Here is an 11,130-nt window from a genome sequence, read left to right as displayed (position 1 = left end):
ATCCAGGCAACCCTGACCAGTCCATCTGTTCAACGGCCAAGCCCTGAATCGCCCGTACCCCATCCTCACCATGCCGAAAATTTCCAAGCGCTTCGCTGCCCTCAGAGCCACGGTCGAAGACCGCAGCTACGCCCCTCTCGAGGCGATTGAGCTGGTCAAGACCACCGCCACCGCCAAGTTTGATGAAACCGTCGAGGCCCATGTGCGCCTCGGCATTGATCCCAAATACACAGACCAGCAGCTGCGGACCACCGTGGCCCTGCCCCACGGCACCGGCCAGACCATCCGCATCGCCGTGATCGCTCGCGGTGAGGCAGTGGCTGCCGCCAAGGCCGCCGGCGCCGACCTGGCCGGCGACGACGACCTGGTCGACCAGATCGCCAAGGGCGCAATGGACTTCGACCTGCTGATTGCCACCCCAGACATGATGCCGAAGGTGGCCAAGCTGGGCCGGGTGCTCGGCCCCCGGGGCCTGATGCCAAACCCCAAGGCCGGCACCGTCACCACCGACCTGGCCGGCGCCATCAACGAGTTCAAGGCCGGCAAGCTGGAGTTTCGGGCCGACCGGGCCGGCATCGTGCACGTGCGCTTCGGCAAGGCCAGCTTCGATTCGGCCAAGCTGCTCGAAAACCTCAAGGCCCTGCAGGAGACCATCGACCGCAACAAGCCCAGCGGCGCCAAGGGCCGCTACTGGAGGAGCCTGTATGTGACCTCCACCATGGGCCCCTCGGTGGAAGTCGACTTCTCGGCTCTGCAGGACATCAAGCAGGACGCCTGAGTCTCCGTTCCAGCTGCTTGAACAGCAGCGATGCGGCGGTGGTCATCACCAGGTACACCAGGGCCACCGCCAGATACACCTCAAAGGCCCGGTAGCTGGTGGCCACCACCAGCTGCCCCTGGCGGAACAGTTCGTTGAAGCCGATCACCGCCGCCAGGCTGGTGTCCTTGATCAGGGTGATGAACTCATTGGCCAGGGAGGGCAGCACCCGCTGCAGCGCCTGGGGCAGGATCACCATCTGCAAGCTGGGGATGGGCCGCAGTCCGAGGGCTTTGGCCGCTTCCCATTGGCCGCGCTCAATCGAGCTGATCCCTGCCCGCAGGGTCTCGGCCTGGTAGGCCGCCCCGTTTAGCCCCAGGGCCAGTACGGCGGCGGCGAAGCGGTCCATCTGGAGGGTGAGCCCCAGTTGCTGGGCCAGGGCCGGCACGCCGAAATAGATCACGAACAGCTGGACCAGGATCGGTGTGCCGCGAAAGAAGTCGACGTAGACCCGGCTGCAGCGCTGAACCAGCGGATTTGCTCTCAGCAGCCCGGTCGCCACCAGGGCGGCACCGATCAGGCTCACACTGAAGGAGCAGAGGGTGAGGGCCAGCGTCACCCCGGCGCCGCGCAGCAGATTGCGCAGCAACTGCATCAAGTCGAGCCCCGCACTGCCGCTGCGGCTGTCGAGGGCCGGGGCGCGTTGCGGCAGTGAAGGCGGAGCCTGGCCAAACCAGCGCTGGTAGATGCGGGCGTAGCTCCCATCGGCCAGGAGCTGGCCCAGGGCCCGGTTCACCGGGGAGCTCAGCGGAGAACCCTTGGGGAAGGCGATGCCGTAGAAGTCGGAGGTGAGGGGCTTGCCGGCGATCTCAATCCCCTTGAGCTCAGCGGTTTCAATCGCGTAGAGGGTGGCGGGCAGGTCATTGACGTAGGCCTCCACATTCCCGTTCAGCAGTTCCTGCAGGGCCAGGGGGCCTGAATCAAAGGTGCTGAGCCTGGCGCCGGGTACGGCAGCCATGGCCTTGGCTCCGGTGGAGCCGATCTGCACGGCGATCGTGCGACCTTCGAGATCCTTGAGGGTGCTGATGCCCCGGGTGCCATCCCGCACCACGATGCCCAGGCCGGCGGCGAAATAGGGCCGCGAGAAGTCGACCGTCTCGGCCCGCTCCGCGGTGATCGTCATGGCGCTGATCGCCAGGTCGAGGTTGCGCACCTGGAGGGCGGGGATCAGGCCATCGAAGGGCAGGGGGGTGAGCTGGAGGCGGTGACCACTGCGTTTGGCGATGGCTTCGATCAGCTCGATGTCGAAGCCGCGCAGTTTGCCGCTGTCCCCATCCGTGAAGCCGAAGGGGGCGTAGCTCGGATCGGTGCCCACGTTCCAGAGCGGCTGGGCCCGCCCCGGCGCAGCCAGAGCCAGGCCCAGGGCCAGCAGCAGGGCCAGCAGGAGGCTGGGCAGCAGCAGCGCCATCCGGCGAGCAGGAGGGAGCATGGGGTCGGGGATCGGTTGGGGAATGGTCAGGGAATGGTCGCTGTGTAGTGTGGATGACTGGCTTAGGCCAGAAGGGCACGCGCCCTACCCCAGACAGCAGGTGGGTTCACGCCCGTAAGTCCTGCCGAGGTGATCGCGACAGGTTTGGCTCCAGGCAGGATTCGTCCGACCGGGTGGCAGAACAGGCAGCGGCCTCGAGTTGATCCCCCCCTCAAGGAGGGCTTCAGCGTCCCGGGCTGCGTTCCCCGCTTGTTCCCCCGATCCGTTCCTTCCCTATGGGCCGCACTCTGGAGAACAAGCAACAGATCGTCGAAGAGCTCAAGGGGCTCCTCGGCGAGGCCGAAATGGCGCTGGTTCTTGATTTCAAGGGCCTGACCATCAAGGAGATGTCTGATCTGCGGACCCGTCTGCAGGCCAGCAACGGCGTGTGCAAGGTGACCAAAAACACCTTGATGCGCCGGGCCATTGATGGCGATAGCGCCTGGTCGAATCTCGATTCCCTGCTCACCGGCACCAATGCCTTCGTGCTCGTCAAGGGCGACGTGGGTGGTGCGGTGAAGGCCGTGCAGTCCTTCCAAAAGGACACGAAGAAGTCGGATGTGAAGGGCGGCCTTTTCGAAGGTCAGCTCCTTTCCCAGAACGACATCAAGGCCATCGGGGATCTGCCCTCCAAGGAGGTGCTCATGGCCCAGATCGCCGGTGCGATCAATGCCGTGGCCACCAAGCTGGCCGTGGGTATCAACGAGGTTCCGTCCGGTCTTGCCCGGGCGCTCAAGCAGCACGCCGAAAGCGGCAGCTGAGCTCAAGCGACTTCCCCTTTCTGTTGCTGATTCCCAACCATGTCTGCTACTACCGACAAAATTCTCGAATCGCTGAAAACCCTTTCGCTGCTTGAGGCTTCCGAGCTCGTCAAGCAGATCGAAGAGGCCTTTGGCGTGTCTGCCGCCGCATCCGCTGGCGTGGTGATGGCAGCAGCTCCTGCAGCTGCTGCTGAAGCCGTTGAAGAGCAGACCGAATTCGACGTCATGCTCGACAGCTTCGACCCCGCCGCCAAGATCAAGGTGCTCAAGGCCGTCCGCGAGGTCACTGGCCTCGGCTTGGGCGAAGCCAAGGCCCTAGTTGAAAGCGCCCCTTGCGCAATCAAGGAAGGCATCGCCAAAGGCGACGCCGAAACCATCAAAAAGGCCGTTGAAGAAGTTGGCGGCAAAGTCACCATCAAGTGATCTAGCCCCAGCTGATCCAGCCCTGATAGCTCGGCCGGCCCCGAAGGGGGCCGGTTTTTTTTGTGCGCTGGTTCTAGAGCGAGCCCTAAAAACCAGCGAGACAAAAAAAAGCCCCGCCGAAGGCAGGGCTTTGAGTTGGAACGATTCCGGGAGTCTTGCCTCGTTTCGACCCCGGAAGAGCGTTCCCACTCCTCACACCCCAGAAACTTAACGGTGGGATGGGGATGGGGCCAGGTCGGGGAGGCCTCTCTGCCAACTGTCACTCGCGGAAGGGGATCACCGGCAGGCGGATCGGCCCCTGGGCGAGCAGCTTGCTGCGCTCAGCCCTGGTGGGCTCTGACGGCAGCGGTGGGGGCGCCATCGGTGGCTGGGCTGTCGTGGCCAGGGAGCCATTGGCACTGGCCAGCAGCAGGGGCAGGGGGATGGGGTTGGCGAAGTAGACGTGGTTGAGGGTCTGGGCGTTGAAGCTGCGTCGCTGCAGGTCCCAGCCAGGTTCGAGTGTCAGCGCCACAAAGCCATCCTTCTCTCGCAGGGGCACCTGGGCCCTGCCCACCACCAGCACGGTGGCATCGCTGGGGGTGCTGGCCTCCAGCCGCAATTCCGCTCCGCTCTGGCGCAGCTGCAGCCGGTAGCGGCTGGCCAGATCCTGATCGCCGATGCGCAGGGAGTAGCCGTTGCTGTCGAGGTAGCGGTTGCAGATGCCGGTGAAGTTGAAGCGGTTGAGGGCCGGCTCGGTGAGCCCGTCAGGACGCTGCTCCCAGCAGAGGGGCTGGGGCCTGATCTGCTCCAGCACTAGCAGGTTCCAGCTGTTGCTGCCCACGGGCCTGGCCAGCACGGCGAAGCGGCTGGCATCCAGCGGCTGGCTGGTGAACACGTTGGCCGCCTGGGCCAGAGGGCTGATTGCGGCCAGGCCCAGGGCGGCCAGGGCCAGGTAGGTTCGAAGGGGTTGGCGACTGGCTGGGCCTGGGGCGGGGGAGGCCATGGCGGGGCTGGGGTCAGGCAGAACCGTTCTCTAGCGAACTTTCAGGGGGTGTCCAGTGGCTGCTGAGCCGGTAAAAGTGGTGGCCGCAGCCTGTGACGGCGCCTGCAGTGGCAATCCCGGCCCCGGGGGCTGGGGGGCCTTGTTGCGCTTTGAGGACGGCTCGGTCCATGAAATGGGCGGGGCCGAGCGGGCCACCACCAACAACCGCATGGAGTTGACGGCTGCCCTGGCCCTGCTGGAGGCGCTCAGGGAGCTGCCCCACGATTCCGGCCTGACGATCCGCACCGACAGCCGCTATCTGATTGATGGCTACAGCAAGTGGATCCAGGGCTGGAAGCGCAAGGGCTGGCGCACGGCCTCCGGTGGCGTGGTGCTCAACCGGGACCTGTGGGAACAGCTGGATCAGGCCCGGCTGCCGGGGGTGGAGCTGGTGCATGTCAAAGGCCACAGCGGTGATCCCGACAACGACCGCTGCGATGCCATCGCCGTGGCCTTCTCCCATGGCCAGATGCCGGCCATGGCGGCTGGGGAGGTAGTGGCCAGCGCCCGGATCGAAGCCGATGTGCCGCCGCCTGGCCTGCAACAGCTGCTCAGCCGGCTGGAACTGGCCGACCGCCTCGCCGACCAGGGCTACGGCCTCAATCTGGTGGAACTGGCCCAGCTGGTGGAGCAGCCTTTGCAGCAGCTGGAAAGCCGCAGCGACCCCTGGGTGTGGCGGGATTGGCAAGTGCTGCCCCTGGGGGGTGGGCGCTGGCGTTTGCAGAGGAACGAGGGAGGATTGGCGGATCGGGAGTAGGCGGCGGGCGATGGCGAATCCAGCTGGGGCAACCAATACAGGTGCTCTCTATCAACGGTTGCTCGGCCCCCTGCTCAGCCGCGATGAGGGCGCCGATGCCGAGCAACTGAGCCAGCTCACCCTCACGGCCCTGGGCCAGGCCTCCTTGCGGCGAACCTGGCCCATCGTCAGCGGCGCCCTGGCCGGCCTGGCGGCGGAGTTGCAGCACCCCGATCCCAGGCTGGAGCAGAGTCTGTTTGGCTGCCGCTTCGCCAATCCGGTGGGCCTGGCCGCCGGTTTTGACAAAAATGGGGTGGCGGCTGCCATCTGGCACCTCTTCGGCTTCGGCTTTGCCGAGGTGGGCACGGTGACCTGGCACGGCCAGCCGGGCAATCCCAGGCCGCGGCTGTTTCGGCTGGCGGCGGAGCGGGCGGCCCTGAACCGGATGGGTTTCAACAACGATGGGGCCCAGGTGCTGCGCCGCACCCTGGAGCGCCAGCAGTTGCCCCCGCCCGGTCGGCGCCCCGCCGTGCTGGGGATCAACCTGGGCAAATCGAAGCTCACCTCGCTGGAGCTGGCTCCAGACGACTACGCCTCCTCGCTGGAGCTGCTGTCGCCCCTGGCCGACTACGCCGTCATCAACGTCAGCTCGCCCAACACGCCCGGCCTGCGGGAGCTCCAGGAGGAAACCCTGCTGCGGCGCCTGGTGGAGCGGCTGCGGCGGCTTCCGGCCTGTCCGCCGCTGCTGGTGAAGATCGCCCCCGACCTCGAGGACGACGCCATCGATGCGATCGCCCGCATCGCCTACGAGGAGGGATTGGCCGGGGTGATTGCCGTGAATACAAGCCTCAACCGCTTCGGCCTGGAGCAGCGCCGCTTGGCCCAGACCGGCCGCACCCTGGCCCAGGAGGCCGGCGGGCTGAGCGGTGCCCCCCTGCGGGCCCGGGCCCTGGAGGTGTTGCGGCGGCTGCGGGCCACGGCCGGCCCTGCCCTTCCCCTGATCGGAGTGGGCGGCATAGATTCGCCTGAAAGCGCCTGGGAGCGGATCGCCGCCGGGGCTTCCCTGGTGCAGGTCTACACCGGCTGGATCTACTCGGGGCCGGCCCTGGTGCCCCAGATCCTGGCGGGTCTGGCCTGCCAACTTGAGCGCCATGGCCTGGCCCATATCGGCGCAGCTGTGGGCTCCGGCCTGGCCTGGCGGTGAACTCTCGATAACCTTCAGGCGGTGGTTTGGGAGTCCCGTTGGTCGTTGCACGCTTGCAGGAGGAGTGGCAGACGCTGCGGTCTGAGCTGTTTCCCACCAAGGTGGTGCTCGATCTCAGCGACCTGGTGCTCACGGCCCAACGCCTGCCGAAGGCCAACCAACCCCTGGACGCCCCTTGGATAGTGCCCTTGCCGGCGGCCACCTGCCGGGGGGGCAGGCCCCTCCAAACGGAGGCCCTGGGTGATTTCATCGGCGACCTGCTGCTGAGCTACGGGGAGATCAAGGCCCTTTTGAGCGTGGTCCTGCCGGCGCCGGCCTGTTACTGGCGGGCATTGCAGTGGCCCCTCGCTGCCTCGCCCCTCTCGGCCTGGCCCCTAGAGCCCGCGCGGCAGCTGCGAGAGCTCCAGCCCGATCTGGGCCTGCCCTTCGCGCTGGAGCAGGGCTGGCTCGACGTCATGCCAGTCCAGGGCGGTGACGTCGATGCCCTGGTGGTGGCCATCGAGCGCCAGCTGCTGGCGGATTGGCTGGAGGTTTTCAACATTGCGGGGGTGCACCTGGGTCGGCTCGTGCCGGCCCAGGTGGCCTGGATGGTGGGCCTGCAGGAGCGGCTGCTGGCGGCGGATTCAACGACCCTGGTGGGCCTGTTGCTGCCCGAGCCGCAGGCCCTGCGCCTGCTGGTGTGGCGCGATGGGGTGCCGCTCTACGAGCGGCTGCTGAGCGGGGAGCTGGAGCAGTGGCTAGGCCAACTCGAGGCCTGCCTGCGCTTTCTGCGCTGGCAGCAGGGGATGCAGGCCACGGGCTCCATTGAGCTGCTGCTGGCTGCAGGGCTGGCCGCCGGCCTGCAAGAGCGGCTGCAGCTCGGCTGCCCCCAGCCGCTGGAGCTGCTCGATTCTGGCGGCTATGGAAACCTGGCCCTGCGCGGTCTGGCGCTGCTGGAGGGGGCCCGATGAGCGCCCAGTTGGATCTGGCTGCGGGGGTGGACCTGCTGCGGGAGCGGCGCCGGGAGCTCGGCCTGGCCGATCCCCAGGAACTGCGGGCAAGTCAACGGAGCCAGCTGGTCCGTGGCTGCGGCTGGGCGATGCTGCTGGTAGGTGGGGTGGCCCTGATGGGAGTGCTGCTGACCATGCGAGCCCAGTCTGTGCTCGCTTCGCTCGATCGGGAGGCCCTGGTGGAGGCGAAGGTGGCCGAGCTGGAGCAGGCTCTCAATGGCCGCAGGCGGTCCCTGGAAAAGCTGGGCAGTGTCAATCGCACCCTGGCCAATGCCCTGGTTGCAAACCGTTCAGGCTCGGCGCTGATGCGGGATCTGCAGCTGCGGGTGCCCCAAGGGGTGCGGCTGCGGGAGGTCAAAATCCTCACCGATAGCCTGGAGATCAAGGGCGAAGCGCGGGACCCGCTCAGCTTTGGGCGCATCAATGCACTGCAGCTGCAGTTGGCCCGCTCACCCCTGCTCGACCCCCAGGGGGTGGTGTTGAGCCAGGCGGAGCGCATCCGCGGCGAGGGTTCCCAGGCCATGGGATCAAACCAGGTGGGCTTCCTGGTCACCGCCAGGTTGCGGCCGCCGCTGGCGGCAGGCCAGGAAGCGCTGATCCTCCGGCAGCTCGGCGCTGATGGCATGGTGCGCCGGCTCCAGTTGCTGCAAGGGGAGGGACTGCTGCCATGACCAACTTGCAGGCCCCTGCTGGTGAGGAACCGGCCCTGGCCGGCAGCCGCCTATCGCCGCGTCAGCTGCTGCTGCTGCCCCTGGCGCTGGGCGGGGTGGTGGCGCTGGCGTTGCTGGGGGGCTGGGTGATTCCCCAGCTGCAGAAACTCAACGAGGCCAACCAGCGTCAGGCCCAGAAGCAGGCCACGGCGGCCGGGATTCCGCTGCTGCGGCAGCAGCTGGATCAAACAATCACCGCGACCCAAAGCGCCGAGTTGCAACAGGCCCGCCTGCTGGCCCTGATCGCGGGCAGTGGGGATCTGGCCACCTTCCTCACCCAGGTTGATCGGCAAGCCCAGCTCCACGGCGTGCAGCTCGATGTGCTCCAGCCCGCCCAGTCAAAGGGCGCCCCAGGGGAGGCCGCCCCGCCCACCCCCGCAGCCCCGGCTGAGCCGCCCGATCCCCTGGCCGGTGCGGGCCTGCAGGCAACCCAGATGCAGCTCAAGGCCGTGGGGGCCTATCCAAGCCTGCTTGGCTTCATCCGGGCGATGGAGCGGTTGAGCCTGCTGGTGCGGCAGAGCGGCTTCACGCTGCAGCAGGTTGGGCCCACGGCTGGCCAGGCCCCCGCCGCCGCTGAGGCTCCCGCTGACCCCGCCGCCGCCGCTGATTCACCAGCAAACTCGCCAGCTTCCCCCCCACCCCCTGCCGCCGCGCCGGCCCCAGCCCCCACGGCGATGACCTTCACCCTGACCCTCTACAGCTCCAGCAAGACTGGTTCCAGCCAGCCTTAAGCGGGCCCAGGGGCCTGGCGGGGCGGGGTTCTGGTGGATACCATCGAGCCATTCCCGGGAAGGCTGGCCTTGGTGGCTCGGATCGGCTGCGCCTGGTTGTCGCTGGTGGTGGCGACAACGCCCCTGCTGCTGCCCGCCAACCAGGTGCTTGCCCAGGCCCGCCGGCCGGCTCAGGCGGCTAACCCTGGCCCACAGGAGGCAATTGGTGGGCTGCAGCTGAAGGTGCGGCGCCTGCCCGATGCGGTGGAGTTGGTGCTGGAGCAGGCCGGCCTAGGGGCTTCCCTGACCCAGCAGCCCCTGGCCGATCGCTGGCAGGGGGATCTGCGCACCGATCGCCCCCGGGCCCTGAAGGTGGGCCCCCAGTCGCTGGCGCTGCCGGCTGAGGGTTTCGAGCGCATCAGCTTCGAGGGCAGTGGTGAGAATTTCCGGCTCACGGTGACGCCCGTGGCCGGACGCCCCCTGGCCTCGCCGGTGATCAGCAGCGACGGTCGGGACCTGGTGGTGAGCTTCCCGGCCCAGCCCAATGTGCTCTCTCAGACGGCGCGCCCCAACTTGCGGCAGCCCACCCCGGTGCCCATCGAGAGCTTTGTGCCCCCCCTGCGGCCCCGGGCCGTGGCACCGCCGCTGGGGGATATGGCTGTGGGCACGATGACGCTTCAAAATCGCGGCTACATCCGATTGAGTGGCCCTCCCGTAACCCTCACCACGCGGGGAGCTAACGCCAGAGATGTGTTGATGGTGCTGGCCCAGCTGGGTGGATATGGGTTTGTGTATGTGGATAATCCCCCTACAAGCCAGAATTCCTTCCCTGGTCAGGGCGCTGGTGCGTCTGCTGAATCTTCGCCTGCAAACAAAGATGCACCAAGGGCCCAGCCTGTCACCGTCTCATTTCGGGGTGAGGCCTATAGCAGGGCCCTCAATGCCATTCTTATGGGCTCGGGCCTGCAGGCAAGGGTGGAGGGAAATACAATCTTTGCAGGGCTCAATGTATTGTCTAAATCATTCGGTCCCCAGCTTTCCAAGGTTTATCGATTAAACCAAGTCAGCGCCAACTCCGCCGCCGATTATCTTGCCAACCTAGGCGCTTCGGTTACTAAAACCAATACCATCACCACCGCTATTACCCAGGGCGCCAATCAAAGTTCGGCTGTCATCGGGGCTGCTTCCAGTGCCACCACCCAATCAAGTAGTCAGACCATGGTGGAAGCCTATGGAGCTTCTACTGGCCCCCTGGTGGGCCTGCGGGCAACTACCGACACCAGGCTGGGAACAATCACTTTAGTGGGAGATTCTTCGGTCATCCTCATCGCCGAGCAATACCTAAAGCAGCTTGATCTGCGCCAGCGCCAGGTGGCGTTATCCTTGAAGATTTTAGATGTCAATTTAGATAACGACTCGACAATGAGCAATAGCTTTGCGATTCGATGGGGCAATAATTTTATCGTCAATGATAATGGCCAGCTGCTTGGGGCGTTTGGCAATAATTTGCCGCCAACGTATAATTCTGCGACAGGAAGTTTTTCTAATCCGCAACAGAATCCTGGCGGTGCCTATCCTAAAAATGAATTTTATGATTTCTTGAAGGCGCAAATAGTTTCTTCGAATACCAAATTATTGGCCAGTCCCACCTTAATTCTTCAGGAAAATGCTGAGTTGTTGCGTGAGGGAGAGGAAACTGCGGGTCAGTCTTCCCAGGCTGGTAGTGGTGTTGTTCAGGGTGTCTCGAATATTGGTTTGGACAGGGCAATTGGGCGCCGTAGGGCTAATGAGGGTGTGGTTCGTGTCGGAACTAATGTGGTTACTGATTACCAAACGCAAACGACCCTGGGTGCCATAGCTTGCACTCCTGTGCTGTCGACCGCTGGTTTGATTTTGGGTGCCAGGGTTCAAAAGATTGATGACAATGGTTTTGTGACATTTGTGCTTTCCCCCAGCGTCTCGGCAGTGACAGCAAGGGAGCAAGCTCCAGCTGGATGCGGTTCTCCGCTTAATATTCTTAGTATTCGCAGCCTGGACACAGGTGCCCTGCGGGTGCGCGACGGTCAGACGCTGATCATGACCGGTGTAATTTCCGATTTTGATCGTGCCGAGGTGAGGAAGTGGCCCATCTTGGGCGATATTCCATTTATTGGCTCGCTGTTCCGTTCCAGCGGCAATGTTCGTGAAAAACGTGAATTGGTGATCATGGTAACTCCCAAGATCATCGATGACGAAATGGGTGGTGCCTATGGATATGGGTTCAGGCCTGATACGGAAGAGGCCAGGCGCAT

Annotated in this window: 11 protein-coding genes; 9 read left to right on the top strand and 2 right to left on the bottom strand. The window is 65.2% G+C overall.

Features of this window, described 5'->3' with window-relative positions:
• Window positions 1–70 precede the first annotated feature (70 nt).
• Window positions 71–778 (top strand): 50S ribosomal protein L1, encoded by a 708-nt coding sequence (gene rplA, locus KBZ15_RS09820; RefSeq protein WP_254930414.1) that lies wholly within the window; start codon window positions 71–73, stop codon window positions 776–778.
• Here rplA and KBZ15_RS09815 read toward each other — a convergent pair.
• Window positions 762–2,246, bottom strand: a complete 1,485-nt coding sequence (locus tag KBZ15_RS09815; RefSeq protein WP_255015034.1) for an ABC transporter permease subunit — start codon at window positions 2,244–2,246, stop codon at window positions 762–764. The genes rplA and KBZ15_RS09815 overlap by 17 nt on opposite strands.
• A gap of 275 nt (window positions 2,247–2,521) precedes the next feature.
• Here KBZ15_RS09815 and rplJ point away from each other — a divergent pair, with 275 nt between their 5' ends.
• Both rplJ and rplL read left to right on the top strand, forming a co-directional pair.
• Window positions 2,522–3,046: a 50S ribosomal protein L10 gene (gene rplJ, locus KBZ15_RS09810; RefSeq protein WP_254930416.1), complete on the top strand. Its 525-nt coding sequence runs from the start codon at window positions 2,522–2,524 to the stop codon at window positions 3,044–3,046.
• A gap of 39 nt (window positions 3,047–3,085) precedes the next feature.
• Window positions 3,086–3,469 carry a 50S ribosomal protein L7/L12 gene (rplL, locus tag KBZ15_RS09805; RefSeq protein ID WP_254930417.1) on the top strand — a complete coding sequence of 128 codons (384 nt, stop codon included), beginning with the start codon at window positions 3,086–3,088 and terminating at the stop codon, window positions 3,467–3,469.
• A gap of 259 nt (window positions 3,470–3,728) precedes the next feature.
• Here rplL and KBZ15_RS09800 read toward each other — a convergent pair whose 3' ends face one another.
• On the bottom strand, window positions 3,729–4,451 hold the full coding sequence (locus tag KBZ15_RS09800) for a DUF3747 domain-containing protein (protein WP_255015032.1): 723 nt from the start codon (window positions 4,449–4,451) through the stop codon (window positions 3,729–3,731).
• Between the two features lie 55 nt (window positions 4,452–4,506).
• On the opposite strand from KBZ15_RS09800, the gene KBZ15_RS09795 reads away from it, so the two are divergent.
• The 6 genes from KBZ15_RS09795 to KBZ15_RS09770 form a co-directional block, all read left to right on the top strand.
• The gene (locus KBZ15_RS09795) at window positions 4,507–5,247 is read left to right on the top strand and encodes a ribonuclease H (RefSeq protein WP_255015031.1); all 741 of its coding nucleotides are present in this window, start codon (window positions 4,507–4,509) and stop codon (window positions 5,245–5,247) included.
• Between the two features lie 10 nt (window positions 5,248–5,257).
• Window positions 5,258–6,430: a quinone-dependent dihydroorotate dehydrogenase gene (locus tag KBZ15_RS09790; protein ID WP_255015029.1), complete on the top strand. Its 1,173-nt coding sequence runs from the start codon at window positions 5,258–5,260 to the stop codon at window positions 6,428–6,430.
• Between the two features lie 38 nt (window positions 6,431–6,468).
• Window positions 6,469–7,380, top strand: a complete 912-nt coding sequence (locus tag KBZ15_RS09785) for a hypothetical protein (RefSeq protein ID WP_255015027.1) — start codon at window positions 6,469–6,471, stop codon at window positions 7,378–7,380.
• Window positions 7,377–8,090, top strand: coding sequence for a PilN domain-containing protein (locus tag KBZ15_RS09780; protein WP_254930422.1), 714 nt, complete (start codon window positions 7,377–7,379; stop codon window positions 8,088–8,090). The genes KBZ15_RS09785 and KBZ15_RS09780 overlap by 4 nt, the downstream gene beginning before the upstream one ends.
• Window positions 8,087–8,860, top strand: a complete 774-nt coding sequence (locus KBZ15_RS09775) for a hypothetical protein (protein WP_255015026.1) — start codon at window positions 8,087–8,089, stop codon at window positions 8,858–8,860. The genes KBZ15_RS09780 and KBZ15_RS09775 overlap by 4 nt, the downstream gene beginning before the upstream one ends.
• Before the next feature lie 33 nt (window positions 8,861–8,893).
• A partial coding sequence (locus KBZ15_RS09770; protein WP_255015025.1) for a general secretion pathway protein GspD occupies window positions 8,894–11,130 on the top strand: 2,237 nt, incomplete at its 3' end.

The sequence above is a fragment of the Cyanobium sp. BA20m-p-22 genome (genome assembly GCF_024346275.1).
Lineage (GTDB): Bacteria > Cyanobacteriota > Cyanobacteriia > PCC-6307 > Cyanobiaceae > Cyanobium_A.
Note: the sequence above shows the minus strand (reverse complement) of the source record. Positions and strands in the feature narration are given on the sequence as shown.

Excerpts from the sequence above, each read along its gene's own strand:
- rplJ (WP_254930416.1), top strand. The coding sequence starts at position 2,522 with ATGGGCCGCACTCTGGAGAACAAGCAACAGATCGTCGAAGAGCTCAAG.
- KBZ15_RS09780 (WP_254930422.1), top strand. The coding sequence starts at position 7,377 with ATGAGCGCCCAGTTGGATCTGGCTGCGGGGGTGGACCTGCTGCGGGAG.
- rplL (WP_254930417.1), top strand. The coding sequence starts at position 3,086 with ATGTCTGCTACTACCGACAAAATTCTCGAATCGCTGAAAACCCTTTCG.
- rplA (WP_254930414.1), top strand. The coding sequence starts at position 71 with ATGCCGAAAATTTCCAAGCGCTTCGCTGCCCTCAGAGCCACGGTCGAA.
- KBZ15_RS09790 (WP_255015029.1), top strand. The coding sequence starts at position 5,258 with ATGGCGAATCCAGCTGGGGCAACCAATACAGGTGCTCTCTATCAACGG.
- KBZ15_RS09800 (WP_255015032.1), bottom strand. The coding sequence starts at position 4,451 with ATGGCCTCCCCCGCCCCAGGCCCAGCCAGTCGCCAACCCCTTCGAACC.
- KBZ15_RS09775 (WP_255015026.1), top strand. The coding sequence starts at position 8,087 with ATGACCAACTTGCAGGCCCCTGCTGGTGAGGAACCGGCCCTGGCCGGC.
- KBZ15_RS09815 (WP_255015034.1), bottom strand. The coding sequence starts at position 2,246 with ATGCTCCCTCCTGCTCGCCGGATGGCGCTGCTGCTGCCCAGCCTCCTG.